Origin of the sequence: Streptomyces sp. P1-3 (genome assembly GCF_050613155.1) — a bacterium.
Classification (GTDB): domain Bacteria; phylum Actinomycetota; class Actinomycetes; order Streptomycetales; family Streptomycetaceae; genus Streptomyces.
In genome coordinates, this window is the sequence record NZ_CP192512.1 from 2,888,264 (window position 1) to 2,913,923 (window position 25,660).

Annotated in this window: 24 protein-coding genes and 1 pseudogene; 8 read left to right on the forward strand and 17 right to left on the reverse strand. The window is 73.2% G+C overall.

What is annotated here, in order from left to right; translation table 11 throughout:
• Position 1 precedes the first annotated feature (1 nt).
• Both galE and galT read right to left on the reverse strand, forming a co-directional pair.
• A complete protein-coding gene (gene galE / locus ACQUSR_RS12000) occupies positions 2 to 982 on the reverse strand; it encodes a UDP-glucose 4-epimerase GalE (RefSeq protein WP_431042566.1) in 981 nt (326 codons plus the stop codon).
• Entirely contained in the window at positions 979 to 2,025 is a 1,047-nt protein-coding gene (gene galT, locus ACQUSR_RS12005; RefSeq protein ID WP_431042567.1) for a galactose-1-phosphate uridylyltransferase, read from the reverse strand. The genes galE and galT overlap by 4 nt, the downstream gene beginning before the upstream one ends.
• Positions 2,026 to 2,146: 121 nt before the next feature.
• Between galT and ACQUSR_RS12010 the strand changes: the two are divergent.
• Positions 2,147 to 3,227 (forward strand): annotated as a pseudogene (locus ACQUSR_RS12010) (sodium:solute symporter family transporter).
• A 19-nt stretch (positions 3,228 to 3,246) separates the two neighbouring features.
• Positions 3,247 to 3,537 (forward strand): hypothetical protein, encoded by a 291-nt coding sequence (locus tag ACQUSR_RS12015; RefSeq protein WP_431042568.1) that lies wholly within the window; start codon positions 3,247 to 3,249, stop codon positions 3,535 to 3,537.
• Here the strand turns inward: ACQUSR_RS12015 and ACQUSR_RS12020 are convergent.
• From ACQUSR_RS12020 to ACQUSR_RS12030, 3 genes are all read right to left on the reverse strand, one after another.
• On the reverse strand, positions 3,514 to 4,218 hold the full coding sequence (locus ACQUSR_RS12020) for a response regulator transcription factor (protein WP_431042569.1): 705 nt from the start codon (positions 4,216 to 4,218) through the stop codon (positions 3,514 to 3,516). The two genes, ACQUSR_RS12015 and ACQUSR_RS12020, sit on opposite strands and share 24 nt — an antisense overlap.
• A gap of 180 nt (positions 4,219 to 4,398) precedes the next feature.
• On the reverse strand, positions 4,399 to 6,309 hold the full coding sequence (locus ACQUSR_RS12025; RefSeq protein WP_431042570.1) for a hypothetical protein: 1,911 nt from the start codon (positions 6,307 to 6,309) through the stop codon (positions 4,399 to 4,401).
• 293 nt (positions 6,310 to 6,602) lie between these two features.
• A complete protein-coding gene (locus tag ACQUSR_RS12030; protein WP_431042571.1) occupies positions 6,603 to 8,405 on the reverse strand; it encodes an ABC-F family ATP-binding cassette domain-containing protein in 1,803 nt (600 codons plus the stop codon).
• Positions 8,406 to 8,521: 116 nt separating this feature from the next.
• Here ACQUSR_RS12030 and ACQUSR_RS12035 point away from each other — a divergent pair, with 116 nt between their 5' ends.
• Positions 8,522 to 8,773, forward strand: a complete 252-nt coding sequence (locus tag ACQUSR_RS12035; RefSeq protein WP_431047521.1) for a type II toxin-antitoxin system Phd/YefM family antitoxin — start codon at positions 8,522 to 8,524, stop codon at positions 8,771 to 8,773.
• Entirely contained in the window at positions 8,770 to 9,030 is a 261-nt protein-coding gene (locus tag ACQUSR_RS12040) for a Txe/YoeB family addiction module toxin (protein WP_431042572.1), read from the forward strand. The genes ACQUSR_RS12035 and ACQUSR_RS12040 overlap by 4 nt, the downstream gene beginning before the upstream one ends.
• On the opposite strand, the gene ACQUSR_RS12045 is transcribed toward ACQUSR_RS12040, so the two are convergent.
• The 6 genes from ACQUSR_RS12045 to rsmI form a co-directional block, all read right to left on the reverse strand.
• Positions 9,018 to 10,076 (reverse strand): 4-(cytidine 5'-diphospho)-2-C-methyl-D-erythritol kinase, encoded by a 1,059-nt coding sequence (locus ACQUSR_RS12045; RefSeq protein ID WP_431042573.1) that lies wholly within the window; start codon positions 10,074 to 10,076, stop codon positions 9,018 to 9,020. The genes ACQUSR_RS12040 and ACQUSR_RS12045 overlap by 13 nt on opposite strands.
• A complete protein-coding gene (rsmA, locus tag ACQUSR_RS12050) occupies positions 10,073 to 10,969 on the reverse strand; it encodes a 16S rRNA (adenine(1518)-N(6)/adenine(1519)-N(6))-dimethyltransferase RsmA (RefSeq protein WP_431042574.1) in 897 nt (298 codons plus the stop codon). Before rsmA ends, ACQUSR_RS12045 begins: the two co-directional genes overlap by 4 nt.
• Positions 10,966 to 12,186, reverse strand: coding sequence for a ubiquitin-like domain-containing protein (locus ACQUSR_RS12055; RefSeq protein ID WP_431042575.1), 1,221 nt, complete (start codon positions 12,184 to 12,186; stop codon positions 10,966 to 10,968). The genes rsmA and ACQUSR_RS12055 overlap by 4 nt, the downstream gene beginning before the upstream one ends.
• A gap of 129 nt (positions 12,187 to 12,315) precedes the next feature.
• On the reverse strand, positions 12,316 to 13,203 hold the full coding sequence (locus ACQUSR_RS12060; RefSeq protein ID WP_431042576.1) for a TatD family hydrolase: 888 nt from the start codon (positions 13,201 to 13,203) through the stop codon (positions 12,316 to 12,318).
• A gap of 33 nt (positions 13,204 to 13,236) precedes the next feature.
• Positions 13,237 to 13,626 carry a hypothetical protein gene (locus tag ACQUSR_RS12065; protein ID WP_431047523.1) on the reverse strand — a complete coding sequence of 130 codons (390 nt, stop codon included), beginning with the start codon at positions 13,624 to 13,626 and terminating at the stop codon, positions 13,237 to 13,239.
• 276 nt (positions 13,627 to 13,902) lie between these two features.
• Positions 13,903 to 14,748 carry a 16S rRNA (cytidine(1402)-2'-O)-methyltransferase gene (rsmI, locus tag ACQUSR_RS12070; RefSeq protein ID WP_431042577.1) on the reverse strand — a complete coding sequence of 282 codons (846 nt, stop codon included), beginning with the start codon at positions 14,746 to 14,748 and terminating at the stop codon, positions 13,903 to 13,905.
• A gap of 93 nt (positions 14,749 to 14,841) precedes the next feature.
• Here rsmI and ACQUSR_RS12075 point away from each other — a divergent pair, with 93 nt between their 5' ends.
• Together ACQUSR_RS12075 and ACQUSR_RS12080 are read left to right on the forward strand one after the other, a co-directional pair.
• Entirely contained in the window at positions 14,842 to 16,611 is a 1,770-nt protein-coding gene (locus ACQUSR_RS12075) for a dolichyl-phosphate-mannose--protein mannosyltransferase (protein WP_431042578.1), read from the forward strand.
• Positions 16,612 to 16,714: 103 nt separating this feature from the next.
• Positions 16,715 to 18,355: a penicillin-binding transpeptidase domain-containing protein gene (locus ACQUSR_RS12080; RefSeq protein ID WP_431042579.1), complete on the forward strand. Its 1,641-nt coding sequence runs from the start codon at positions 16,715 to 16,717 to the stop codon at positions 18,353 to 18,355.
• 56 nt (positions 18,356 to 18,411) lie between these two features.
• Here the strand turns inward: ACQUSR_RS12080 and ACQUSR_RS12085 are convergent, their stop codons facing one another.
• Positions 18,412 to 18,801, reverse strand: a complete 390-nt coding sequence (locus tag ACQUSR_RS12085) for a VOC family protein (protein WP_431042580.1) — start codon at positions 18,799 to 18,801, stop codon at positions 18,412 to 18,414.
• A 118-nt stretch (positions 18,802 to 18,919) separates the two neighbouring features.
• On the opposite strand from ACQUSR_RS12085, the gene ACQUSR_RS12090 reads away from it, so the two are divergent.
• Together ACQUSR_RS12090 and ACQUSR_RS12095 are read left to right on the forward strand one after the other, a co-directional pair.
• Entirely contained in the window at positions 18,920 to 19,816 is an 897-nt protein-coding gene (locus ACQUSR_RS12090; RefSeq protein WP_431042581.1) for a LysR family transcriptional regulator, read from the forward strand.
• Positions 19,817 to 19,944: 128 nt separating this feature from the next.
• A complete protein-coding gene (locus ACQUSR_RS12095; RefSeq protein ID WP_431042582.1) occupies positions 19,945 to 20,796 on the forward strand; it encodes an EamA family transporter in 852 nt (283 codons plus the stop codon).
• 102 nt (positions 20,797 to 20,898) lie between these two features.
• Here ACQUSR_RS12095 and ACQUSR_RS12100 read toward each other — a convergent pair whose 3' ends face one another.
• The 5 genes from ACQUSR_RS12100 to ACQUSR_RS12120 form a co-directional block, all read right to left on the reverse strand.
• Positions 20,899 to 21,165, reverse strand: a complete 267-nt coding sequence (locus tag ACQUSR_RS12100; RefSeq protein ID WP_431042583.1) for a DUF1876 domain-containing protein — start codon at positions 21,163 to 21,165, stop codon at positions 20,899 to 20,901.
• An 87-nt stretch (positions 21,166 to 21,252) separates the two neighbouring features.
• Positions 21,253 to 22,440 (reverse strand): serine hydrolase domain-containing protein, encoded by a 1,188-nt coding sequence (locus tag ACQUSR_RS12105; protein WP_431047525.1) that lies wholly within the window; start codon positions 22,438 to 22,440, stop codon positions 21,253 to 21,255.
• Positions 22,441 to 22,545: 105 nt separating this feature from the next.
• Positions 22,546 to 23,301 (reverse strand): energy-coupling factor ABC transporter ATP-binding protein, encoded by a 756-nt coding sequence (locus ACQUSR_RS12110; protein WP_431042584.1) that lies wholly within the window; start codon positions 23,299 to 23,301, stop codon positions 22,546 to 22,548.
• Complete coding sequence (cbiQ, locus tag ACQUSR_RS12115) at positions 23,298 to 24,062, reverse strand: cobalt ECF transporter T component CbiQ (protein WP_431042585.1); 765 nt, start codon at positions 24,060 to 24,062, stop codon at positions 23,298 to 23,300. The genes ACQUSR_RS12110 and cbiQ overlap by 4 nt, the downstream gene beginning before the upstream one ends.
• A gap of 1 nt (position 24,063) precedes the next feature.
• Positions 24,064 to 25,632: an energy-coupling factor ABC transporter permease gene (locus tag ACQUSR_RS12120; protein WP_431042586.1), complete on the reverse strand. Its 1,569-nt coding sequence runs from the start codon at positions 25,630 to 25,632 to the stop codon at positions 24,064 to 24,066.
• Positions 25,633 to 25,660: the final 28 nt, after the last annotated feature.

Genomic DNA, 25,660 nt, shown 5'->3' on the forward strand with positions numbered 1-25,660 from the left:
GTCACGCGGTCTCCTTGCGCTGGGCGAACTCCCACGCGTCCGCCACGATCCCGGCGAGGTCGGCGCGGCTGGGCCGCCAGCCGAGCCGCTGCCTGGCACGCTCGGCGGAGGCCACCAGCACGGCCGGGTCGCCGCCCCGGCGCGGGGCCGCGACCTCGGGGATCGGATGCCCGGTGACCTCGCGTACGGTCTCGATCACCTCGCGGACCGAGAAGCCGTTGCCGTTGCCGAGGTTGCAGATGAGGTGCTCGCCGGCGGCGGCCTTGTCCAGGGCCAGCAGATGGGCCTCGGCGAGGTCGGCGACGTGGATGTAGTCGCGGACGCACGTGCCGTCGTGGGTCGGGTAGTCGTCGCCGAAGACGGAGACCGCCTCGCGCCTGCCCTGCGCGACCTGGAGGACCAGCGGGATCAGATGCGACTCGGGGTCGTGCCGCTCGCCGTAGGTGGTGCCGTCCGCCGCCCGGTGGGCCCCGGCGACGTTGAAGTAGCGCAGCGAGACCGCGGCCAGCCCGTGCGCGGCGCACTCGCCGCTGATCATGTGGTCGACGGCGAGCTTCGAGGCCCCGTACGGATTGGTCGGCGCGGTCGCGGCGTCCTCGGTGATCGGCGTGGTCGCGGGCTCACCGTAGGTGGCCGCGGTGGAGGAGAAGACCAGGGTCCGCACCTGCGCGTCCCGCATGGCCGCGAGCAGCTCCATGGTGCCGCCGACGTTGTTCACCCAGTACTTGGCCGGGTCGGCCACGGACTCGCCGACCTGCGAGAAGGCGGCGAAGTGCAGGACACCGGCGAAGGACCGGTCGAGCCACTTGGCGGCGTCCTGGATCCGGCCCTCGATGAACTCGGCGCCCTCCGGCACCCCCCGGCGATGCCCCGTGGACAGGTCGTCGAGCACGGTCACCTGGTGCCCCGCCTCCAGCAGATGGGCGGCGACCACGCTGCCGACATAGCCCGCGCCACCCGTAACCAGGTACTTCTGACTCATTCGCTCGTCACCTCTCGCAGACGTCGGGCCGCGGCCTCCGGCGGCACATCGTTGATGAACACACTCATGCCGGATTCGGAACCCGCGAGAAACTTCAGCTTTCCGGCAGTGCGGCGGATGGTGAAGAGCTCGAGGTGGAGCGCGAATTCCACGCGGTCGGGGTGGCGGAACGGCGCCTGGTGCCAGCCCGCGATGTACGGCGTCGGGGGCTGGCCGGGCCCGAAGATCCGGTCGAAGCGCCTCAACAGTTCCAGATAGAGCTGTGGAAACTCTGTGCGCGCGGCCTCGTCGAGACCGCGCAGGTCCGGCACCCGCCGCCGGGGGTAGAGGTGCACCTCGTACGGCCAGTGCGCGGCGTACGGCACGAAGGCCGTCCAGTGCTCCCCCTCGGCCACGATCCGCCGCCCGTCGGCACGCTCCTCGGCGACGATGTCGTCGAAGAGGTTGCGGCCGCCGGTGCGCTCCCGGTGCTCGGCGAGCGAGCGCAGCATCGTCTCCGTACGGGGGGTGGCGAAGGGATAGCCGTAGATCTGGCCGTGCGGGTGGCCGAGCGTCACCCCGATCTCCGCGCCCCGGTTCTCGAAGCAGAACACCTGCTCCACGCCGGGGAGTCCGGCCAGCTCGGCGGTCCGGTCCGTCCAGGCGTCCAGGACGAGCGCGGCCTGGGACTCGGTGAGGTCGGCGAAGGAGGCGTCGTGGTCGGCGGTGAAGCACACGACCTCGCAGCGTCCGAGGTCCCCGGCCAGGGACGGGAAGCGGTTCTCGAAGACCGCGACGTCATAGTCGGCGGCGGGGATCTCGCTGGGCCGGCCGGGCCGGGAGGGGCACAGCGGGCACTGGTCCGCGGGCGGGTGGTAGGTCCGCCCCTGCCGGTGGGAGGCGATGGCGACGCTCTCGCCGAGCAGGCGGTCGTGGCGGATCTCGGAGGTGGTGACGGTGGGGTCGAGCGGGCGCCGGTCGACGGCGTCGCGTAGGGCGTCGTCGCGGGCGTCGTAGTAGATCAGCTCGCGTCCGTCCGCGAGCCGGATCGCCGTCTTCTTCACCGCGGAGCTCCTCACCCCTACACCCCACATAAGCAAACACAACAAATCACAACTCAACAGAGACGTCAATGGCGCGCCCGACATTCCGACATATCGCCGCAATTCGGATAGCTTCTCGCGCATGCGCTACCTGGCAGACGGCCTGCGCCTGAGCACCAACGGGCTCGACTACACCATCCTGGGCATCTACTTCGCGGTGGTACTGGGCATCGGGTTCGCCGCCAGACGCAGTGTCAGGACGAGCCTGGACTTCTGTGATGCTGCCCTTCTACTACGGGTCGAAGGTCCGGACCGTGCCGGAGTTCCTGCTGCACCGCTACGGACCGCCCTCGTCATCCTCGCCGCGATGATCCCGCTGACCGTCGTGGGGCTCAAGCACGTCGGCGGCTGGGGCGGCCTGGCGGACAAGCTCACCGACGCGCGGGGCGAGAACTTCACCTCCGCCTGGGACGGCACGGGCATCGGCTCGGACAACCCGCTGGGCGCCAACTGGCTGACCATCGTGCTCGGCCTCGGCTTCTGCCTGAGCTTCGGCTACTGGACCACGAACTTCGCCGAGGTGCAGCGCGCCCTGTCCGCCAGGAATCTCTCGGCCGCCCAGCGCACCCCGCTCATCGCCGCCTTCCCTAAGATCTTCATCCCGCTGATCGTGGTCGTCCCCGGCCTGATCGCCCTGGTGATGGAGCCGGAGCTGGGCAAGGCGGGCAGCGGTCTGCAGTACAACGACGCCATCCCGGTGCTGATGCGCGACCTGCTGCCGAACGGCGTGCTGGGCCTGGCCCTGACCGGGCTGCTCGCCGCCTTCATGGCGGGGATGGCCGCCAACGTCTCCGCGTTCAACACCGTGTTCACCCAGGACATCTGGGCCGCGTACCTCGTCAGGGGCCGCCCGGACCGGCACTACCTGACCACGGGGCGGGTGGTCACAGCCGTCGGCGTCCTGTGCGGCCTGGGGACGGCGTTCATCGCCTCCACGTTCAGCAACGGCGTTCGTCTGCGGCGGCGCGGTGCTGGTCGGTGTCTCCCTCTTCACCACGCCCAAGCCCGTGGAATCACTGGCCGGGCTGGTGTACGGCACCACGTCACCGGGGATGGCCGAGCCCCCGGCCGCCGGCGACGAGGCGTGGTACCGCAGGCCGGCCCTGCTGGGCTGGGGCGCGATCGTCCTGGCGGCCCTGGCCTACGTCCCCTTCTCCTTCTGAGCTCCCGAGGTGACGCGTCATGAGTGAGTACGAGTACCAGCACGAGGTCGAGGAGCTGGAGCGCGAGTCCGCGACCGCGGCCCGGCTCTTCGACGTACGCCGCGTCATCGGCGGCCTGTTCGTGGTCTACGGCGTGATCGTCACCATCGCCGGGATCACCGCCTCGGACGCCGATCTGGAGAAGGCCGAGGACATCAACATCAACCTGTGGACGGGCGTCGGCATGCTGGCCCTGGGCGCCTTCTTCCTGGCCTGGACCTGGCGCCGCCCGGCGGAGCCCCCGGCGTCAGACCTGCCCCGGAGGGACTGAGGGCGCCGAGGACGCGGAGCGGGCCGCCCGGTCCAGGAGCCCGGTACGGGCCGACAGCGCCGCCGCCTCCAGCCGCGAGCCCACCCCCAACTTCATCAGGACCCGCTGGACGTGCGTACGGGCCGTGCTCGGCGCGATGCCCATGCCCGCGGCGATCCGCCGGGTGTCCTCCCCCTCCGCCACCCGCACCAGCACCTCCACCTCGCGCGGGGTGAGCAGCTGCAGCAGCCGGGCGCCCTCGTCGTCCGGCTGGGCGGCCGGGTTGAGCAGTTCGGCGAAGGCCCCCTGGAGCAGTTGCGGCGCCACCGCGGCCTCGCCCGCGCGCGCCTTGGTCATCGCCCGCTCCACGCCGTCGATCCGCTCGTCCTGGCGGACATACCCCGACGCCCCGGCGGCGAACGCCGCGGCGATCCCGCGCGGGCTGGGCACCGGCCCGAGCACCACGACCGCGACCTGCGGCCGCTCCGCCTTGATCCGCCGCACCGGCTCGAAGGCCCCCGGCTCGGCGGGCGTGGACGTACCCCAAAGGCACACCTCCGGCGCCCGGCTCACCACCAGCTCGGCGGCTCCGGCGCTCGGCGCGGCGGCGGCGAGCACCCGGTGCCCGCGCAGCCGGAGTGCCGAGGCGAGCGCCTCGGCGAGCAGGCGGTGGTCGTCGACCACCATGAGTCGCACAGCCATGAGCTCCCCCCTCACCGGAAGTTACACGCTTGTTCGACGTCCCGTCCCCGTTACCCGGAAGAAGCCCTCCGGATTGGCGGAATCCCGGCCTTTGGCGTCACGTACAGCAGCGGCCCCGCCCGTACACGGTGGTACGGGCGGGGCCGCTGCGCGGGTGGCGCCGCGGGCGCCTGAGCCGGATCAGCCGCCGAAGGCGACGGCCAGGGGCTTCTTGTACGAGTCGTCGTACACGTCCGTCTGCCCCATGTACAGGCGCTCGTTGACGTACGCGAAATCACTGGACGACACGCGGAAGTCGTTCTGCACGTCGGCCGAGTCCAGCGGGAGGTTCATCAGCACCGCCTTGGCGTACGACTTGGGGTCGATGCGCAGGAGCACGCCGCCCCGGTCGTAGCCGGCGTCCTGATAGGCGATGACGTACCCGTTCTCGTCCGCCTTCAGCGGGGTGATCGGGGCGTCCGCGACGCCGTCGGTCTTGCCGATCGCCTTACCGGTGGCCAGGCTGAAGGCCACCACCTCGTTCATCGCGCCGGCGTCGGAGCTGTAACGCGACTCCGTGGACATGAACAGGGTGTCTGTCTGGCGGCTGACCGCGATGTTCCGGCAGGCCTCGACCGCGCGGCTGCGGCACATCACGTCGTACTTGCCGTTCTCCGTGGAGATCTTGGAGCGCAGCTTGGCGGTCTCGCCGCTGTCGTCGAGCGCGAAGAAGTCGGAGGCGCCGAAGCTCTTGGTCTCGCCGGCCTCCACCCCGATGACCAGCGGGTCGACGGACGCGATGTGCACATCCTTGATGCCCGCCGGAACCGTGTACGTCGACTGCGGCTCACCCGTCTTCGGGTCGACCCTCTCGACCTTGACCTGAGGGCTGTCGTACTCACCGCACTGCCGGACGCGCACGAGCTTCGGACCGCCCGCGTAGCCCTGGTCCTTGCACTCGTCGGAGGCCCTGGGCGCCCACAGCTCGTCGCCGCCGGTCGACCAGGCCCATCCGCCGTAGTAGCTGGTGCCGACCGCGACGGTGTCGCCGGAGATGGCGACCTCCTCGAAGTCCACCTTCCCGGACGTGGCCTTGGCGTTCTTCTGCCAGACGAGCTTCCCGGCGTTGAGGTCGAGCAGGCCGACCTCGCTGCACTCCGGGTACTCCTTCTTCTTGGTGGGCTTGGCACCGCGGAAGAGGATCGCGGTCTGGCCCTTGTCGTTGACGTGCGGCGAGGCCCCGCACACCTCGCCGTCGAGCGGGAGTTTCCACACGGCCTTGTCGCCGCCGTTCGCCGGGTAGCCGACGATCTGGTGGACGCTCGCCTTGGCGAAGACCTTGTCGGTGGCCCAGATGCCTTCGGTGTCCTGCACGTCGCGGACGCCGACCTTCGGCGCCGGGATCTTGCCGAGCAGCCTGGCGTCGACGGCCTTGGGCGCGGGCTGCTCCTTGAAGCCGTCCTTGCCCCCGGTGTTGCCCTGGGTGTCGCTCGCCGTGGGCTTCGGCTCGGGCTTGTCCTTGGGGTCGTCCTCCTTGGTGAGGAAGAAGATCGCGGCGGCGGCGATCAGCGCGACCGCGACGACCGCGCTCACGATGATCATCAGCCGCTGCTTGGACTTACCGCCGCCACCGGTGCCGCCGCCCGGACCGCCGCCGGGCATCTGCGGCTGGGGCTGCGTGGGGTACGTCCCGTAGGGCTGCTGCTGACCGGTGCCGTACGGCTGCGCGGGCATCGCCACCTGGGTGGGCTGCGCGTGCGCGGGCGCTCCGGGCTGTCCGCCGGCGGGCTGCCCCGGGTAGCCGTAGCCACCGGCTCCCGGCGGCGGGGTCTGCGGCGGCGCAGCCGGTGCCCCGGGCGGGGCGGGCGGCGGGGTGGCCGGTGCCCCGGGCGGGCCGGGCGGCGGCGGGGTCTGCGGCGGCTGCCCGGGCGCCTGCGGCTGCTGCGGGTAGCCGTATCCCGGCGGCGGCGTGCCCGGAGGCTGCTGCGGATAGCCGTACGACGGCTGCGGAGCGCCGAAGCCGGGGGCCGGCGTGCCGCCGGGCGGAGGGTCCTGTGGCGCGCCGAAGCCGCCCGTCGGCGGCTGATTGGGCGGCTGGGGCGGCTGTGACATCGGGATTTCCTTCTCGCACGGGCCCATGCGGCCGACCGGCCTCCCCCGCGATCCCGGAGGTCAAATCCCCCTGGGAAGGAGCGAATCGGACATGCTGCCCGTCAGTCAACGGCTGGCTAGCGGGAGTTCTTTGTATCACTCGACGCGGACACGGCAGGGACCGGTCTCAGCCCTATAAAGCAGCTGAGACCGGGCCGTGACGTGGCCGCGACCTGGTGACACGCGGTCAGCGGCCGTCGGCCGACCGCGGGGTCCAGCGCCCTGGCGAGCGGCAGCCGGTCGGTCGAGGCGGCTCACACGTCCTCGGCGAGCTCCAGCCAGCGCGTCTCCAGTTCCTCGCGCTCTCCCGCCAGTTCGCGCAGGGTCGCGTCCAGTCCCGCGACCTTCTCGAAGTCGGTCGCGTTCTCGGCGATCTGCTCGTGCAGCTTCGCCTCCTGCTCGCCGATCTTGTCGAGCCGCCGCTCGATGCGCTGCAGTTCCTTCTTCGCGGCGCGCGTATCGCCCGCGGGCTTCTGCTTCTCGGGGGCGACGGACGCGAGCACCTTCGCCTCGGCCGCCTCCTCCATCTTCCGCCGCCGCTCCAGATACTCGTCGAGACCGCGCGGCAGCATCCGCAGCGTGGCGTCGCCGAGCAGCGCGAAGACCCGGTCGGTGGTGCGCTCGATGAAGTACCGGTCGTGGCTGATCACCACGAGCGAGCCGGGCCACCCGTCGAGCAGGTCCTCCAGCTGCGTCAGCGTCTCGATGTCCAGGTCGTTCGTCGGCTCGTCCAGGAACAGCACGTTCGGCTCGTCCATCAGCAGCCGCAGGATCTGCAGCCGCCGCCGCTCACCGCCGGACAGGTCGCCGACCGGTGTCCACTGCTTCTCCTTGGTGAAGCCGAACTTCTCGCACAGCTGGGAGGCGGACATCTCCCGGCCCTTGCCGAGGTCCACCCGCTGCCGTACCCGCTCCACCGCCTCCAGCACCCGCCAGTCGCGGTCGAGTTCGGCGACCTCCTGCGAGAGGTAGGCCAGCTTGACGGTCTTCCCGACCACGACGCGGCCGGCCGCGGGCTGCTCCTCGCCCTCCGTACGGGCCGCCTGGGCCATCGCCCGCAGCAGGGAGGTCTTGCCCGCGCCGTTGATCCCGACCAGGCCGATCCGGTCGCCGGGGCCGAGCTGCCAGGTCAGGTGCTTCAGCAGCGTCTTGGGACCGGCCTGGACGGTGACGCCCTCCAGGTCGAACACGGTCTTGCCGAGCCGGGAGTTGGCGAACTTCATCAACTCGGCGGTGTCCCGCGGCGGCGGCACGTCCGCGATCAGCTCGTTGGCCGCCTCGATGCGGAACCGCGGCTTGCTGGTACGGGCCGGGGCCCCGCGCCGCAGCCACGCCAGCTCCTTGCGCATCAGGTTCTGCCGCTTGGTCTCCTCCGTGGCCGCGATGCGCTCCCGCTCGGCGCGGGCGAACACGTAGTCGCTGTAGCCGCCCTCGTACTCGTGGACCGCGCCGCGCTGCACGTCCCACATGCGCGTGCAGACCTGGTCCAGGAACCAGCGGTCGTGCGTGACGACCACCAGCGCCGAGCGGCGCGCCCGGAGGTGGCTCGCCAGCCAGGAGATGCCCTCCACGTCGAGGTGGTTGGTGGGCTCGTCGAGGACGATCAGGTCCTGCTCGGCGATGAGCAGCTTGGCGAGCGCGATACGGCGGCGCTCACCGCCGGAGAGCGGGCCGATGACCGTGTCCAGACCCTGCGGGAAGGCGGGCAGGTCCAGCCCGCCGAACAGCCCGGTGAGCACGTCCCGGACCTTGGCGTTCCCCGCCCACTCGTGGTCGGCGAGGTCGCCGATGACCTCGTGCCGGACGGTGGCGGCCGGGTCGAGCGAGTCGTGCTGGGTGAGCACCCCGAGCCGCAGGTGCCCGGCGTGCGTGACCCGCCCGTCGTCGGCGGACTCCAGCTTGGCGAGGATCCGGATGAGCGTGGTCTTGCCGTCTCCGTTGCGGCCGACGACGCCGATCCGGTCGCCCTCACTGACGCCGAGGGATACGCCGTCGAGGAGCGCACGGGTGCCGTACACCTTGTGGACGTTCTCGACGTTGACCAGATTGGCGGCCATTTCACTCCTGCTCCGGGGGGCGATCGACTTCCCAGGGTACGGGGCTGGGCCCCTCACCCTTGCCTTACCCTCCCCCACAGACGTACAGTTTTCTGTACGTGACCCTGGAGGCGACCATGCGGACGATGTCCTACACCGAATCGCGGGCGAACTATGCCGAGACCCTCAACGCGGTGGTCGACGACCGCGAAGAGGTCATAGTGACGCGCGCAGGCCACGACCCCGTGGTGATCGTCGCCCTCGACGAGTACCAGTCGTTGAAGGAGACCGCCTACCTGCTCCGCAGCCCCGAGAACGCACGTCGGCTGCTGACCGCGATCGACCGCTTGGAGAACGGCGGCGGCACGGTACGGGAGCTCGCCGAGTGAAGTTCGTCTGGGACGAGTCCGCCTGGGAGGACTACGTCTGGTGGCAGGCTCAGGACCGGAAGATCCTCAAGCGGATCAACACCCTGCTCCAGGACGTGGCCCGCAACGGCAACGAAGGAATCGGCAAGCCCGAACCCCTGAAACACGGCTTCCAGGGGTACTGGTCGCGGCGGATCACTGACGAGCACCGGCTCGTCTACAAGGTGGTCGAGGACGAGGTCCGCATCGCGGCCTGCCGGTACCACTACGGCCGCTGACCCTCCCCCATAGCCTTCGGCGTGGGAGGTACCCCCAAGACCCGCGCCCCCGGGGCGGGCGAGGCCGCCACCCGCGCCGTCCGGCAGGTGCCGGAGGCGCGCAGGGACGCCGCGATCCGTTCGGCCGCGTCGGCGTCCTGGGCGAGGAAGGCCGTGGTGGGCCCGGAGCCCGAGACGAGGGCGGCGAGGGCTCCGGCCTCGGTGCCGGCGCGGAGGGTGTCGGCGAGCGCGGGGCGCAGTGAGACGGCCGCGGGTTGCAGGTCGTTGGCCATGGTGGCGGCGAGCGCGTCGGCGTCGCCGGTGCGCAGCGCCTCCAGGAGCGCCGGGGACGGCTCCGGCTCCGGTACCGCCTCGTCGGCGCGGAGCCGGTCGCACTCGCGGTAGACCGCCGGGGTGGACAGCCCCCCGTCGGCGAGCGCGAAGACCCAGTGGAAGGTGCCGCCCACCTCGAGCGGGGTGAGCAGCTCGCCCCGGCCCCGGCCCAGGGCCGCCCCGCCGACCAGGCTGAACGGTACGTCGCTGCCCAGCTCAGCGCAGATGTCGAGGAGTTCGGAGCGGGTCGCCCCCGTACCCCACAGCGCGTCGCACGCCAGCAGCGCCCCGGCGCCGTCGGCGCTGCCACCCGCCATGCCGCCCGCGACGGGGATGTCCTTGGCGATGTGGATGTGGACGCGGCCGTCCGCGACGCCGTGCCGGGCGGCGAGCAGCTCGGCGGCGCGGGCCGCCAGGTTCGTGCGGTCCAGGGGGACCAGGTGCGCGTCGGGCCCGGAGACGGTCACGCGCAGCTCGTCGGCGGGGGTGACGGTGACCTCGTCGTAGAGGCCGACCGCGAGGAAGACGTTGGCCAGGTCGTGGAAACCGTCGGCTCTCGGCGCGCCGACCGCGAGCTGCACGTTGACCTTGGCGGGCACGCGGACTGTGACGCCCGCGGCGGAGCCGCGACCGGGCGCGCCCGAGGCGCGCGGCTCGCCGCCGTCCACGGGTGCGGCGCCCTCCCGGCCCGCCGCGCGGGTCGTACGCGTGCCCGGCTCGTCAGCCGGCGTCATACTCCCGCTCCCTGGATCTTCCGCCGCGCCTCGGCGATCGCCGCGAACTGCTGGACGTCGAGGGCCTCGCCGCGCGCCTGCGGGGAGATGCCCGCGGCGACCAGGACCGTCTCCGCCGCCGCCGCGGAGCCCGCCCAGCCCGCGAGAGCGGCCCGCAGGGTCTTGCGGCGCTGGGCGAAGGCCGCGTCGACGACCGCGAAGACCTCCTCCTTCGTGGCGGTCGTCGGCAGCGGCTCGGTGCGGCGGACGAGCGAGACGAGGCCGGAGTCGACGTTCGGGGCGGGCCAGAAGACGTTGCGGCCGATCGCGCCCGCGCGCTTGACCTCGGCGTACCAGGCGGCCTTCACCGACGGCACGCCGTACACCTTCGAGCCGGGGCCGGCGGCCAGCCGGTCGGCGACCTCCGACTGCACCATCACCAGCGTGCGGTCGATGCTCGGGAACGTCGCCAGCATGTGCAGCAGCACGGGCACCGCCACGTTGTACGGCAGGTTGGCCACCAGCGCGGTGGGCGGCGGGCCGGGCAGTTCGGTGACGTGCATGGCGTCGGAGTGCACCAGCGCGAAGCGGTCGGCGCGCTCGGGCAGCCTGGTCTCGACCGTGCCGGGCAGCGCGGCCGCCAGCACGTCGTCGATCTCCACCGCGACGACGCGGTCCGCGGCCTCCAGCAGTGCCAGCGTCAGCGAGCCGAGGCCCGGCCCGATCTCGACGACGACGTCGTCGGGCCGCACGTCCGCGGTCCGGACGATCCGGCGGACGGTGTTGGCGTCGATGACGAAGTTCTGGCCGCGCTGCTTGGTCGGGCGGACGCCCAGCGTCGCGGCCAGTTGGCGGATGTCGGCGGCGCCCAGCAGGACGTCGGGGCCGTGGGGGTGGGGATCGGCGGAGCTCACCGCTGAAGTTTACGGCCGCAGCCCGGCCAGGGGCTCGCCCCCCGCTGGACGTACAGCTTCTTGGCCCGGTACGTCTGCTCGGCGGCGGGTGCGTCCTGCGGGCGGCCCCGCCCGCCCAGGTCGTGCCAGGTGTTCACGTCGAGCTGGTACAGCCCGCCGTAGGTGCCCGACGCGTCGACCGCGTCGGGACGGCCGCCCGACTCGCAGCGCGCCATCCCGTCCCAGTCCAGTCCGTCGGCGCCCGCGACCGAGGTCGGCAGCGGGCGGGTGCCGACCCGTACGACCCGGTCCACGGGGGCCCGCAGGACCTCGGTCCCGGTGCGGCGGGGCCGCTGCCGCACGCCGTTGACGGTCCGCACCTCGTACGTGATCCGCTCGACGCCCGGCGCGCCGGTGCGCTCGACCACCTCGGTGCCGCGGAACACCGTCGGGTCCGCCCGCCGCACGGTGCGGAACGGCACGGCCACCTCGCGGTACTCGGTCCTCCCGGTGATCCGCAGGACCGAGACGGTCTGCCCGTCGCGCGGGAAGCTGTCGCCGGATACGGAGGTGGTGTCCTCGCCGTGCAGGGTCACCCCCGCCTCCCGGACCGCCTCCCGGACGGTGCCCGCGTTGGTCACGAGGGTGTGCTCGCGCCCGTCGGCCACGAGGGTGACGCGCCGGGCGGTGCGGACAGCGAACGTCAGGCCGTGGCGGGGTACGGCCGTCTCCCGCGGGAGCGACAGGTACGCGCCCGCGACCCGGACGCCGAGCTCGTCGAGCGCGTCCTCCACGGTGCGTCCGGTGGTCCATACGCGGCGGCGCTCACCGTCGAGAGTGAGGACGAGGGGCCGGCCGTGGCGCAGGACGACCTCGTCGCCGCCGGCGAGCGGCCGGGCCAGGCCCGGCTTGACGACGTCGTGCGCGCCGACCCTGAGGCCCTCCTCCGTCAGCAGCTCGGCGACGTCGTCGGCGTACGTGTGCAGGGTTCGCGTGCTGCCGTCGACGTCCAGCGTGACCGCCCTGTCCTGCGTGACGAAGGCGGAGGTGCCGCCCGCGAGCGCGGCGACGACCAGGGCCTGGGGCAGCAGGCGGCCGGACGGCTGGCGCCGCTCGGCGGCGTGGGCACCGCGCGCGGCGCAACGGGCCACGGGGGCGGCGTGGCGACCGCCGCCGCCCGCCCGTCTGCCATCCCGCGCGGGGCTGCCCCACGCCTGGCCGATCTGCGGCTCTCTCAAGACGACACTCCACGTGGTCCGGGCTGGGCTGGGGCCGGGACTCTAGCGGCACGCGCGGTAACGCTCCAAAGCACCGTCACTACGCTGGGTTAACGCCACCGTTGATACGTCTGTCCGACGGCCCTGTCGCTACGCGGGGTCGGCGGCCTCGTATCCGAACGCCCGCGCCGTGTTCTCCGCGACCGCCGCGGCCAGCGCGTCCTCCCCCATCCCCTTCACCTCGGCCATCGCCCGCAGCGTCACCGGGATGAGATACGGCGCGTTGGGCCGCCCCCGGTACGGGGCCGGGGTCAGGAACGGCGCGTCCGTCTCGACCAGGACCAGCTCCGGCGGGGCGGCGGCGAGCGCGTCCCGCAGCGGCTGGGCGTTCTTGAAGGTCACGTTGCCCGCGAAGGACATGTAGTAGCCCCGGTCGGCGCAGATCCGGGCCATCGCGGCGTCACCGGAGTAGCAGTGGAAGACCACGGCGTCGGGCGCGCCCTCCTCCGCCAGCACGCGCAGCACGTCGTCGTGGGCCTCCCGGTCGTGGATGACCAGGGCCTTGCCGTGCCGCTTGGCGATGTCGATGTGGCGGCGGAAGGAGAGCTCCTGCGCGGCGACGCCGTCCGGGCCGGTGCGGAAGAAGTCCAGGCCGGTCTCGCCGACGGCGCGTACGTGCGGCAGCGCGGCGAGCGCGTCGATCTCGGCGAGGGCGGCGTCCAGGGCCGCCTCGCCGCCCGGCTCCCGCGGCCCCTGCCGCGAGGTGCCCGCCGGGTCGCCGTGCACGATCCGGGGCGCCTCATTGGGGTGCAGAGCCACCGCGGCCCACACGTTCTCCCAGGCGGCAGCCGTCTGCGCCGCCCAGTGCGAGCCCGCGACGTCGCACCCCACCTGGACGACGGTCGTCACGCCGACGGAGGCAGCCTTGGCCAGGGCCGCCTCGACCGTTCCGGCTTGCATGTCCAGGTGGGTGTGCGAGTCCGCCACCGGCACCCGGAGCGGCTCCGGGAGCGGTGGCGGGGTGTCGTTCGGGCTCATGTGCGCGATTCTAGGGATCGCGCCGGTGGCGGCTCATTCGCGGTGGCGGTTGCGGAACGGGTGCAGCAGATCCGACAGGTGCCAGTGGCGGCCCGTCGCGGCGGGCGCCTCGGCGCGCGGCGGGGTGGTCACCACGTCCTGGGCCGGCACCAGCGGCCCGGCCGGCGGCTGGCGGTCCCGCCCGGCGAACGACCTGACCTGGCCCGCCCGCATGATCCGCACGACGTGGCCGCCGCAGATGGAGCAGCTGGGGCGGGTCAGCGGGGACGGCACGCGCTTGCCCCCGGCCAGGTACACCACGAAGGGGCGGCCCTCCGCGTCCACGTGGTGCTCTATCTCGTACGCCTGCTCCCAGCCGTGCCCGCATCGCATGCAGGCGAAGGCGTACGCCTCATGGACGACCTCGCGGGCCGTCGGGGGCATCGTGGTGTGGACGATTCGGTGGGCACCGTTCGCGGCGCCGGGGGTACGCGTGGTCTCGCTCATGACAGCAGCTCCTCTTGTCCGCTGGACAAGTCGTCCGGGATTGAACGTCCCACCTCCAGTGGACGCCTTTCCCGACGGGACCGCACCAGCCCTGCCCGCTCCTTGGGGCAGATTTGGCGGCGTGATGCCGAAACGCCCGGGCTGCGCGGCCTAAGCTTTGCCTTTCACGATAGTCGTTTTACCTTCTCGTGGGCCTGTCGAACGGACTCTCGGTCACGGTGCGTTCTTCGCCGCCACCACCGCGTCGAACACCTCGCGCTTGGGCAGCCCGGCCTCCTGCGCCACCGCGGCGATCGCCTCCTTGCGGCGCTCCCCCGCCTCCTCCCGGACCGCGACCCTGCGGGCCAGCTCGGCGGCGTCCAGGGCGGCGGCCGGCCGCTCGGGGGCGCCCTCGACGACGATCGTGATCTCGCCGCGTACGCCCTCGGCCGCCCACGCCGCCAGCTCGGTCAGCGGGCCGCGCCGGACCTCCTCGTACGTCTTGGTGAGCTCGCGGCACACGGCGGCGCGCCGGTCCGGGCCGAAGACCTCCGCCATCGCGGCGAGGGTGGCGTCCAGCCGGTGGGGGGCCTCGAAGTAGACGAGGGTGCGGCGCTCGTCGGCCACCTCGCGCAGCCGCCCCAGCCGCTCGCCCGCCTTGCGCGGCAGGAAGCCCTCGAAGCAGAAGCGGTCCACCGGCAGCCCGGAGACGGCGAGCGCGGTGAGCACGGCGGACGGGCCGGGCACGGCGGTGACCGGGATGTCCCGCTCGACGGCGGCGGCGACCAGCCGGTAGCCGGGGTCGGACACCGACGGCATGCCCGCGTCGGTGACCAGCAGTACCCGCGCGCCACCGGCCAGGGCCTCGACCAGCTCGGGGGTGCGGGCGGCCTCGTTGCCCTCGAAGTACGAGACGACCCGCCCGGCCGGCTGCACCTGGAGCGCCTGGGTCAGGCGCCGCAGCCGCCGGGTGTCCTCGGCGGCGATCACGTCCGCCGCCGCGAGTTCCGCGGCCAGTCGCGGGGGCGCGTCCGCGATCTCGCCGATGGGGGTGCCTGCCAGTACGAGCGTTCCTGTCACGCCTCCATCCTCCCAGGGCCGCGGCGTCCCTCCGGACGGACAGCCGCGGGCCGTGCGGGGCGCCGGCGCGGACGCGTTCCCTACGATGGCGCGGTGACCAGTGACACCGCGCCCCGGGCCCAGCGCGGCCGACCCGCCGCAGGACCGCCTCCCTGGCAGCGTCGGCTGCGCCGCTTCGGCTACGTCGGGCGGCCGCACACCGATGTCCGCGACCGGCTGGTGCCGCCGTACGCGGAGCCCGACGTGCGGCTGTTCGCCCTGCTCGGCGTCGGCCCCACGGCGTCGGCCCGGATGGCGCGGTGGATCGGCTGGATCGGGCCGCTGCTCGTCGCGCTCTTCGCCGGGCTGCTGCGCTTCTGGCGCCTGGGCAGCCCGGACGACGTGATATTCGACGAGACGTACTACGCCAAGGACGCCTGGTCGCTGCTGGAGTTCGGGTACGAGACCAACTGGCCCAAGGACGCCAACGACCGGATCCTGGACGGCTCCGTGCCGGCCAGCGACTCGCCCGCGTACGTGGTGCATCCGCCGGTCGGCAAGTGGGTCATCGCGATCGGCGAGAAGCTCTTCGGCATGGAGCCCTTCGGCTGGCGCTTCATGGTCGCCCTGCTCGGCACCCTGTCGGTGCTGATGATCTGCCGGATCGGACGGCGGCTGCTCCGCTCGACGTTCCTGGGCTGTGTGGCCGGGGTGCTGCTCGCGGTGGACGGCCTGCACTTCGTGATGAGCCGCACCGCGCTGCTCGACCTGGTGCTGATGTTCTTCATCGTGGCGGCGTTCGGCTGTCTGCTGGTCGACCGGGACCGGGCGCGGGCCCGGTTGGCGGACGCGCTGCCGGTGGGCCCGGACGGCTACGGGCGCCCGGACCCGGACGTCGCCGAACGGCTGCGGCTGGGGCTGCGGCCGTGGCGGATCGGGGCCGGGGTCTGCCTGGGCCTGGCCTGCGCCACCAAGTGGAACGGCCTGTACGTGCTGGCCGCGTTCGGCCTGATGACGGTGTTGTGGGACGTCGGCGCCCGGCGGGTGGCGGGCGCCCGGCACACGTACAAGGCCGTGGCCTGCCGGGACCTGCCGTGGGCGTTCCTGTCCACCGTGCCGGTGGCCATCGCGGTGTACGTCGCCTCCTGGACCGGCTGGTTCGCCAACAGCGGCACGTACTCGGACCAGCAGGGATGGCGGCACAGCGGCTACTTCCGGCACTGGGCGGAGTCCCCGGAGCCGGGCGGCGGCGGCTACAGCGACAGCGGTCCGTTCTCCTGGCTCCTCAACCCGCTGCGCAGCCTGTGGCACTACGAGACCGAGGTCTACAAGTTCCATGTGGGCCTGGACGACCCGCACATCTACCAGTCCAACCCGTGGAGCTGGCTGGTGCAGTCCCGCCCGGTCTCCTACTTCTACGAGTCTCCGAAGCCGGGCGAGGCGGGCTGCCCGGCGAGCGAGACGGAGAAGTGCGCCCGCGAGGTGCTGGCGCTGGGCACCCCGCTGCTGTGGTGGGCGGCCTGCTTCGCGCTGGCCTACCTGCTCTTCCGGTGGGCGCTGCGGCGGGACTGGCGGGCCGGGGCGATCCTGTGCGGGGTCGCGGCCGGGTATCTGCCGTGGTTCCTGTACCAGGACCGCACGATCTTCAACTTCTACGCGGTGGTGTTCGTCCCGTTCCTGTGTCTGGCGGTGGCGATGCTGGTCGGCGCGCTGCTCGGGCCGCCGGGGGCCACGGAGACCCGGCGCGCGGTGGGCGCGGTCGGCGCGGGCACGCTGGTGCTGCTCGTCCTGTGGAACTTCATCTACTTCTTCCCGATCTACACAGGTCAGACGATTCCGGTCGAGGACTGGCGCGGCCGGATGTGGCTGGATACCTGGATCTGATCCGAGTGCCGGATCTGACCGCCGGGGTGTTTCTCGGTAGGGTGCGCGCACCGCGCCCTTCGTCAGGTGATGAAGGGCTTTGAGGAACTGTGGGGGTTCTCGCATGCGGAGTGGCACCAGGGCCGCGGTCGTCGGCGGAGTGTTCGCCGTGCTCATCGGAACCGCCGGGTGCGGGGGCGGCTCGGCCGCGTCCGGGTCGAAGGGCAGCACCGGCGGGGCGGACGAGAAGCCGGCCGCGGAGCAGGTGAAGACCGGTCCGCCGAGTGCGGACGAGGCGAAGTCGACCGCGGCCGACTTCCTCGCCGCGTGGGCGGCGGGCGACTCCGCGAAGGCCGCGGGCCTGACCGACGACGCGGAGAGCGCCACCGCCGCGCTCGCCTCGTTCCGCCGGGACGCCCACGTGACGAAGCTGGCGCTGAAGGCGGGCCGCGGATCCGGCACGTCCGTCCCGTTCACGGCCAACGCCCGGATCGCGTACGCCGGGCAGCAGGCCCCACTGGCGTACTCCTCCGCGCTCACGGTGGTACGCGACGAGGTCAGCGGGCGGCCCGTGGTGAAGTGGCGGCCCTCGGTGGTGCATCCGAAGCTCGGCCCCGGCGACTCGCTCAGGACCGGCCCCGCCGACGCGCCGCCGATCAAGGCGCTGGACCGCCACGGCAAGGAGCTGCGGGCCGCCGACCACCCGGCGCTCAAGTCCGTGCTGGCGGGCCTGCGCGAGCGGTACGGCAAGAAGGCGGGCGGCAAGGCGGGCGTGGAGACCTGGATCTCCCGCGCGAAGGGCAACGGCGGCAAGGCGCGGCCCGACGAGACGCTGAAGGTGCTCTCCAAGGGCACCCCCGGCACGCTGAAGACCACGCTCGACGCCGGGCTCCAGACCGTCGCCGAGCAGGCGGTCAACAAGCGCGCCAAGGCGTCCGTGGTGGCCGTCAAGCCGAGCACGGGCGAGATCCTCGCGGTCGCCAACTCCCCGGCGAACGGCTTCAACGCGGCGCTCCAGGGGTCGTACGCGCCCGGCTCCACGATGAAGGTCATCTCCTCGGCGCTGCTGATCGACAAGGGCCTCGCGCGGTACGGCAAGCCGCACCCGTGCCCCAAGTACTTCAGCTACGGCGGCTGGAAGTTCCAGAACGACAAGAAGTTCGAGATCAGCGGCGGCAGCTTCGAGCAGAGCTTCGCCCGGTCCTGCAACACCGCCTTCATCAGCCAGGCGCCGAAGCTGTCCGACGACGCCCTCACCAAGGAGGCGCGGGACGTCTTCGGGATCGGCCTCAACTGGCAGGCCGGCGTGCCGACGTTCGACGGCGCGGTGCCGGTGCAGAAGGACGCCCCGAAGGCCGCCTCGCTGATCGGCCAGGGCGGGGTGCGGATGAACCCGCTGAACATGGCGTCGGTGGCCGCGACCGCCCGCACCGGCGTCTTCCGCCAGCCGTACCTCGTCTCCCCGTCGCTCGACGGCCGTACGCTCGCCAAGGCGCCGCGGTCGCTGAAGCCGAGCACGTCGAAGCAACTGCGCGACCTGATGCGGCTGACGGCCACGTCGGGCACGGCGGCACAGGCGATGTCGGGGGTCCCCGGTGACATCGGGGCGAAGACGGGTTCGGCGGAGGTCGACGGCCAGGAGAAGCCGAACGGCTGGTTCACGGCCTACCGCGGCGACCTCGCGGCGGCGGCGGTGGTCCCGGCCGGCGGGCACGGCGGGGACTCGGCGGGGCCGATCGTGGCGCAGGTGCTCAGGGCGGGCTGAGCTCGACTCGTCCCGTGTGTGTGGGGGGGCACCTCCGTGCCCCCCCACGGCTGCGGTCAGGAGTCCTGCGGATACCAGCGCAGTTCGACGGTGTTGCCATCCGGGTCGCTCACATAGAGGGACTGCGCGGTGCCGCGGGCGCCGAAGCGCTCGCCGGGGCCGTCGAGGACGGTGAAGACGCCCGAGTCGATGACCTGCTGCCAGTCGAGCGGTTCGACGACCAGGCAGATGTGGTCGACGTTGGAGGCGGTCGGCGCGGGGTCCGGGCCCTGGATCAGGTCGATGATGGTCGTCGGGCTCACGCGCACCGAGGGGAACGGCACCTTGCCCTCGCGCCACTGGTCGACGCGGACCGGTTCCAGGCCGAGCGGGCCGCAGTAGAAGGCCAGGGAGCGCTCGATGTCGGCGACGTTCAGAACGAGGTGGTCGAAGTCGATCACGCGCATGGCGGGGTCTCCTGAGCTGATGGGAGCGGCTGTCGCTGTCACCTCAGCCTCGCAGGGCGGTCGGCCATGAGTCCAACACATGTTTGTCATCGGATCGATCGCGGATCACGATGCATGCATGGATCTCCAGCAGATGCGCTACGTCGTCACGGTGGCGGAGACGGCGAACTTCACCCGGGCCGCCGAGCGCTGCCGTGTCGTCCAGTCGGCGCTGAGCCATCAGATCGCCAGGCTGGAGAAGGAGTTGGGGGCGCGGCTGTTCGAGCGCACCAGTCGCCGGGTGCGGCTGACCCCGGCCGGTGAGGCGTTCCTGCCCGCCGCCCGCCAGGCCCTCGACGCCGCGGAGCGGGCCCGCGCGGAGGTGGCGGCGGCGGCCGGAGAGATCCGGGGGCGGCTGACGATCGGGGCCATCCCGACCGTGACCGCCGTCGACCTCGCACAGGTGCTGCGGGAGTACCGCACTCGCTTTCCGCAGGTGCGGATCAGCCTGCGCGCGGCCGCGAGCGAGAAGCTGCTCGAACAGGTCCGCGCCGGCACGCTGGACGTCGCGTTCCTCGGCGTGCTGCCCGGCTTCCGGGCCCAGGGCGTGCGGGACCGGGAGCTCGCGCGCGGGGAACTGGTCGCGGTGGTCGCTCCCGGCCACCCGTTGGAGCGGGCGGGCGAGGTGGACCTGCGGCGGCTGTCCCAGGAGGTGTTCGTCGACTTCGCCGCGGGCTCCGCGGCCCGCGCCCAGTCGGAGGAGGCGTTCGCCGCGGCGGGCCTGCGGCGCGAGGTGGCGTTCGAGGTGTCCGGCGTCGAGTTCCTGGCCCGGCTGGTGCGCAACGGGCTGGGGATCGGCATGCTGCCCGCCGCGTACGCGGCCGAGTTGCCGGGCCTGTGCGTGGTGCGGGTCCGGGACGCTCCCGGGCGGGTGGAGCGCCTGGTGTGGAGCCGCCACCGCCCGTCGCCGCCCGCCGCCGCGTTCCTGACCCGCCTCGGCGTCGACCCGCACGCGGAGGAGCCGGGGGGCGCCTAGGGGCCGGGAGCGGCGTATTCCGGCCGTTTGCCGCGGTCAGGCCGACATCACATCGCGTGGCCAGTACACCTACCACTAGCGTCGTCCCCCATGAGCCCTGCCGCTTCCGCTTCCACCGAGCGCGCCGCGTGACCCCCCTCATAGTGGCGGCCGTCCTGCTGGCCGCCGTGACGCACGCGAGTTGGAACGCCCTCGCGCACACCATCAAGGACCAGCTCGTCGCCTTCACCCTGATCGCCGGGGGCGCCACGGTCATGGCGGCGATGCTCGCCTGCTTCAGCCCGGTGCCGAGCGCCGGGGCATGGCCGTATCTGATCGCGTCGGCGATCCTGCACATCGGCTACCAGGCGCTGCTCATGCGGTCGTTCAGCCTCGGTGACTTCGGGCAGATGTATCCGATCGCGCGCGGTACGGCCCCGCTGGTGGTGACCGTGCTGGCCGCGGTGTTCGTCGGGGAGACCCCGGCCGGGGCGCAGACCGCCGGGGTGGCGGTCGCGTCCGCGGGGATCGTCGGGGTCGCGCTGTGGGGCATCCGCGGCGCGGCCGCCCGCCCGCACTGGCCCGCGCTGCTGGCCGCGGTCGCGACAGGGCTGTCGATCGCCGCGTACACGGTGGTCGACGGGGTGGGCGTACGGGAGTCCGGCACTCCGGTGGGCTACATCGCGTGGTTGATGATCTTGCAGGGCACGTTGATCCCGGCCTACGCGTACGCCCGCCACCGGGACCGGCTGTGGGCACGCCTGCGCCCGCACGCCGCGCGCGGCCTGCTCGGCGCCGCGATGTCGATCTCGGCCTACGCGCTCGTGCTGTGGGCGCAGACGCGGGCGCCGCTCGCGCCGATAGCCGCCCTGCGCGAGTCGTCGATCATCGTCGGCGCGGCGATCGGGGCGCTGTTGTTCAAAGAGCGCTTCGGTGGGCCGAGGCTCGTGGCGGCGGGCCTGATGGTGCTGGGCATCGGGCTGATGCTGCGCGCGGGGTGACGCGGCCCGGCCGCGGCGCCGAGGCCGGGCCGTGGCTCGGAGTCGCCGGCGTCGTCCCGGCTTCGACGGAGTCGCCTCGACGTCGCCGGTGTCGCCTCGGTGTCACACCTCCATGCCGCGCACCGTCTCGTGGGTGTGCGCCTCGATGTCCATGACGGCCGTGTGCAGCAGCTGGTGCGCCAGGTCCGACAGCGCGCGGGCCGCGGCGAGTTCGTCGCCGATGGCCGGCACGTTCTCGTCGGCCGGGTTGGCCCGCGCCGAGCCCTCGCCCACCAGCGTCACGCCGTTCTTGCCGGTCAGCCGGGCCTCGCACATGGTGACGCGGTCCAACTCCGTGATGCTCATCTGCACGTTCCAGTTCTTGCTCATGGTGGTCCACCGCCTCGTGCGTATCCGCCTCTCCACCATCGTCACGCCGAAGCGGGACGGCCGCACGTCAGCGGCAGGGGCCCCGGCCTACCCCGCGACGACCCGCCGTACCGCCCGCACCAGCGCCTGCGCCCGGGGGTCGGCCGTCACGCCGCGCTGCATGCCGTTGGTGACGTAGCCGAAGCCGATGCCGGACTCGGGGTCGGCGAAGGCCAGGGAGCCGCCGCGGCCGGGGTGGCCGAACGAGCCGGGGCCCAGCAGCGGGGAGGCGGGGCCGTGCAGCATGTAGCCGAGGCCGAAGCGGGTGCCCACGACCAGGACCCGGTCCAGGCCCGCGGCCTCCTCGGTGCGGGCCAGGGTGAGCGTCGCGGGCGCGAAGAGCCGGCGGCCGAACGGGACGGGGCCGATGAGCGCGGCATAGAAGCGGGCCAGGCCGTCGGCGGTGGCGACGCCGCCGGACGCGGCGAGTTCGGCGGCCCGGTAGGCGGGGTCGTTCTCGTCCGGCACCGGGGTGATCGCCCCGAAGGCGCGCCGGGTCAGCGACGCGGGGTCCTGGTACGCCTCGGCGACCGACCGCTTGGGACGGAGCCTCAGGCTGCCCTGGGCGGCCGGGGCGGCCGGGGGCTCGATCGCGGCGATCCGGCCGACGCGGCTGCTCTCGGCCTCCGGCAGGCCGATCCACAGGCCCAGTCCCAGCGGGCGGGCTATCTCCTCCGCGACCCACCGGCCCAGGGTGCGGCCGGTGACGCGACGGACCAGCTCGCCGACGGTCCAGCTGTAGGTCTGGGCGTGGTAACCGTGCGCGGTGCCCGGCTCCCACGCTGGTTCCTGGGCGGCGACGGCGCGCGGCCCGGAGACCCCGTCGATGGCCTCGTCAGGGGTCAGCGGGGTGTCGAGCACGGGCACCCCGGCGCGGTGCGACAACAGGTGCCGCACCAGCACCCGCTCCTTGCCGTTCGCCTTGAACTCGGGCCAGTACGTGCTGACACGGGCGTCCAGGTCGAGCTGGCCGCGCTGGTGGAGCAGCAGCGGGACGGCGGCCGCGACGCCCTTGGTGACCGAGCGCACGACCTGGGCCGTGTCGCGGGTCCACGGCTCGTCACCGGCCCCTTCCTCGCCGTGGGCGTTCTTCGTGCCACCCCACAGGTCGACGACCTTGCGGCCGTGCAGGTAGAGGGCGAGCGCGGCACCGCGCTCGCCGCGCCGCGCGAAGTTCTCGGCGAAGGCGTCCCGGACCGGTTCGAAGCCGTCCGCCACCGTGCCCTGGACGTCCACCACTGCTGCGTACTCCTGCCGTGCGTGCTGATTGCTGGCGTGCTCTGCCATGGTGCAACGCGGCCGCACGGGCGCTTATGCCGGGGCGGGTACCGAGCGGTCGGGCTACGCCGGGGCGGGCACCGAGCGCGGGTCGAAGCCGAAGGGCAGTTCCAGCCGGTGCTCGCGCATCAGGTCCGCGTCGCACAGCAGGTCGCGGGTGTCGCCGTCGGCGGCGATCACGCCGCCGCTGAGCACCACCGAGCGCGGGCACAGCTCCAGCGCGTACGGCAGGTCGTGGGTGACCATCAGCACGGTGACGTCCAGGGACCGCAGGATGTCGGCGAGTTCGCGGCGGGAGGCGGGGTCGAGGTTGGAGGACGGCTCGTCCAGGACCAGGATCTCGGGTTCCATGGCCAGGACCGTCGCGACGGCCACCCGGCGCCGCTGCCCGAAGGAGAGGTGGTGCGGGGGCCGGTCGGCGAACTCGGCCATGCCGACCCGCTCCAGGGCGTGCCGGACCCGGTGCTCCAGCTCCGGGCCGCGCAGCCCGGCGGCGGCCGGCCCGAACGCCACGTCCTCGCGGACGGTGGGCATGAACAGCTGGTCGTCCGGGTCCTGGAAGACGATGCCGACGCGGCGGTGGATCTCGGCGAGATGCCGCTTGCCGACCGGCAGCCCGGCGACCGTCACGCTGCCCGCGCCGCCGCCGAGGATGCCGTTGAGGTGCAGGACGAGGGTGGTCTTGCCCGCGCCGTTGGGGCCGAGCAGGGCGACCCGCTCCCCCTTGGCGATGGTCAGGTCCACGCCGTACAGGGCCTGGTGTCCGTCGGGGTAGGCGAAGGCCAGGCCCGATACCTGGAGGGAGGGCGAGGTCGTCATGACAGGGTCCATCCGGTCAGGCAGACCGCGAGCGCGGCCAGCGGAAGGGCGGCGGCGTACGCCCACTGGGCGCGGGTCGCCGTCACATCGTCGATCACCGGCAGCGTGCCGGTGTAGCCGCGGCTGACCATCGCCAGGTGGACGCGTTCGCCGCGCTCGTAGGAGCGGATGAACAGCGCTCCGGCCGACTTGGCGAGTACGCCCCAGTGGCGCACACCGCGCGCGGTGAAGCCGCGGGACTCGCGGGCGATCCGCATCCGGCGCATCTCGTCGCCGATCACGTCCCCGTACCGGATCATGAACGACGCGATCTGGACGAGCAGCGGCGGCATCCGCAGCCGCTGGAGTCCGAGCAGCAGCGCGCGCAGTTCGGTGGTGGCGGCCAGCAGGGCGGACGCCGCGACGCCGAGGGTGCCCTTGGCGAGGATGTTCCAGGCGCTCCACAGCCCGGACTCGCTCAGCGACAGGCCGAGCGCGTGTACCCGGGGGCCTTCGGCGACGAACGGCATCAGCAGCGCGAACGCCACGAACGGGATCTCGATCAGCATGCGGCGCAGCAGGAACGGCGCCGGAACCCGCGCCGCGAAGGCGACGGCCGCCAGCAGCAGCGCGTACAGCGCGAACGCCCAGAACGCCTCGCGGCGCGTGGCGACGACGGCCAGCACGAAGCAGAAGACGGCCGCGATCTTGCAGTGCGGGGGGAGGGCGTGCACGGGTGAGTGGCCGTGCCGGTAGAGCTTGTGGGCATGCCCGGCACCCACGTCAGACCACCTGGGAGCCGCGGTCGGGCACGGCGCCGCGGGGGCCGCTGCTCGCGGCGGCGGCCTCGGCCTCGGCGGCCTGACCGGAGTGATCGGTGTCGGCGTGGGCGTGGGCGTCGGCGTCGGCCGTGCCGTTGGTGGTGCCGGTGCCCGCGGGCCCCACGCCGGTGTCGGCCGGACCGCCGCCGGTGCCGGACCCGCGGCGGCGTACGAGGACGAAGAGCCCGGAGCCGACCAGGAGCGTGGCGCCGACGCCGATCACTCCGGCCAGGCCGCCGGAGAGGCGCGCGTCGGAGACGTCCTTGACGCCGTAGTCGGCGAGCGGCGAGTCCTTGGCGGCGTGGTCCTCGGCCTTGGCGTCGATGCCCTTGTCCTGGGCGACCTTCTCCAGGCCGTCGGGGTCGGCGGAGGCGTAGTAGCTGATGCCGCCGGCGCAGACGAGCGCGGCGGCGACCCCGGCGAGCCAGACCTTCCGGTTCCCCCGGCGGCCACCCTCCGGCGCCGGGTCGGCGGCCGCTCCGCCGCCGGGCGCGGAGGCTCCGGCGGGGTCGCCCTGCCGGGCGGCCGCAGCGGCGGACTCGCCCGCCGGGTCCGCCAGCACGGCGCTGCCTCCCGACGCGACGGGCTCGGCCGCCAGGACGTCGCGCGCGCGGTCGGCTCCCGACGCGGTGCCCGCGTCCGCCACGGCGGTGGCCTCGCCCCCCGCCCCGGTGGCGCTTCCGGCAGCGGCCGATGGCCGGTCCCCGTCGGCCGGAACGGCAGCGGCCGACGACGAGTCGGAGCCCGCATCGGGCTCCGTACCGGGCCCGCCCGCCTCGATCGGCGCCGCGGGCGCCACCGGTGTCCGCACCGCCACGGTGTGCAGTTCCAGGCGGCGCGTCAGGCCCCGGGCTCCGTGGACCAGGTCCGGGCGCACCGCGATCACCGCACCGACCGTCAGCGCCGTGATCGCCGCCTCGCCGATGCCGATCAGTACGTGCACGCCGACCATGGCGGTGAAGACCTTGCCGTCCGGAACGTCCGCCGTGCCGCCGAGGGCGTACAGGCCGGTGAAGGCCGCGGCGGCGGCCGGTACGGAGACCAGGGCGGCGACGAAGGACGCGACGGTGACCGCGCGCCTGCCGCGCGGCAGCACCCCCACGAGCACCCGGAAGAGTCCGTACGCCACCAGCGTGGTGACCACGGCCATGTCGGTGATGTTGACGCCCAGGGCCGTGAGCCCCCCGTCCGCGAAGAGCACGCCCTGCATCAGCAGGACCACGGACACGCACAGCACACCGGTGTACGGGCCGACGAGGATCGCCGCGAGCGCCCCGCCGAGCAGATGTCCGCTGGTGCCGGCGCCGATGGGGAAGTTCAGCATCTGTACGGCGAAGATGAACGCGGCGACCAGACCGGCCAGCGGCGCCGTGCGCTCCGCGCCCCCTCCCCCGACGGCCTCGGAGCCCGCGGCGCCGGAGCCCTCGAACTCCCTGCGCGCGCCGCGCAGGCTCACGGCGACGGCGGCGGCGGCGACCGCGCCGGCCGCCACCGAGACGGGGGCGTCGATGAATCCGTCGGGGACATGCATGCGGGTTTCCGCTCCTGCCTGTTCTGCC

What these genes read in the sequence shown, in the direction of transcription:
- galE (WP_431042566.1), bottom strand. Translation starts at nt 982, where the DNA reads ATGAGTCAGAAGTACCTGGTTACGGGTGGCGCGGGCTATGTCGGCAGC.
- ACQUSR_RS12015 (WP_431042568.1), top strand. Translation starts at nt 3,247, where the DNA reads ATGAGTGAGTACGAGTACCAGCACGAGGTCGAGGAGCTGGAGCGCGAG.
- ACQUSR_RS12020 (WP_431042569.1), bottom strand. Translation starts at nt 4,218, where the DNA reads ATGGCTGTGCGACTCATGGTGGTCGACGACCACCGCCTGCTCGCCGAG.
- ACQUSR_RS12025 (WP_431042570.1), bottom strand. Translation starts at nt 6,309, where the DNA reads ATGTCACAGCCGCCCCAGCCGCCCAATCAGCCGCCGACGGGCGGCTTC.
- ACQUSR_RS12030 (WP_431042571.1), bottom strand. Translation starts at nt 8,405, where the DNA reads ATGGCCGCCAATCTGGTCAACGTCGAGAACGTCCACAAGGTGTACGGC.
- ACQUSR_RS12035 (WP_431047521.1), top strand. Translation starts at nt 8,522, where the DNA reads ATGCGGACGATGTCCTACACCGAATCGCGGGCGAACTATGCCGAGACC.
- ACQUSR_RS12045 (WP_431042573.1), bottom strand. Translation starts at nt 10,076, where the DNA reads ATGACGCCGGCTGACGAGCCGGGCACGCGTACGACCCGCGCGGCGGGC.
- ACQUSR_RS12060 (WP_431042576.1), bottom strand. Translation starts at nt 13,203, where the DNA reads ATGAGCCCGAACGACACCCCGCCACCGCTCCCGGAGCCGCTCCGGGTG.
- ACQUSR_RS12065 (WP_431047523.1), bottom strand. Translation starts at nt 13,626, where the DNA reads ATGCCCCCGACGGCCCGCGAGGTCGTCCATGAGGCGTACGCCTTCGCC.
- ACQUSR_RS12080 (WP_431042579.1), top strand. Translation starts at nt 16,715, where the DNA reads ATGCGGAGTGGCACCAGGGCCGCGGTCGTCGGCGGAGTGTTCGCCGTG.
- ACQUSR_RS12085 (WP_431042580.1), bottom strand. Translation starts at nt 18,801, where the DNA reads ATGCGCGTGATCGACTTCGACCACCTCGTTCTGAACGTCGCCGACATC.
- ACQUSR_RS12090 (WP_431042581.1), top strand. Translation starts at nt 18,920, where the DNA reads ATGGATCTCCAGCAGATGCGCTACGTCGTCACGGTGGCGGAGACGGCG.
- ACQUSR_RS12100 (WP_431042583.1), bottom strand. Translation starts at nt 21,165, where the DNA reads ATGAGCAAGAACTGGAACGTGCAGATGAGCATCACGGAGTTGGACCGC.
- ACQUSR_RS12110 (WP_431042584.1), bottom strand. Translation starts at nt 23,301, where the DNA reads ATGACGACCTCGCCCTCCCTCCAGGTATCGGGCCTGGCCTTCGCCTAC.
- ACQUSR_RS12120 (WP_431042586.1), bottom strand. Translation starts at nt 25,632, where the DNA reads ATGCATGTCCCCGACGGATTCATCGACGCCCCCGTCTCGGTGGCGGCC.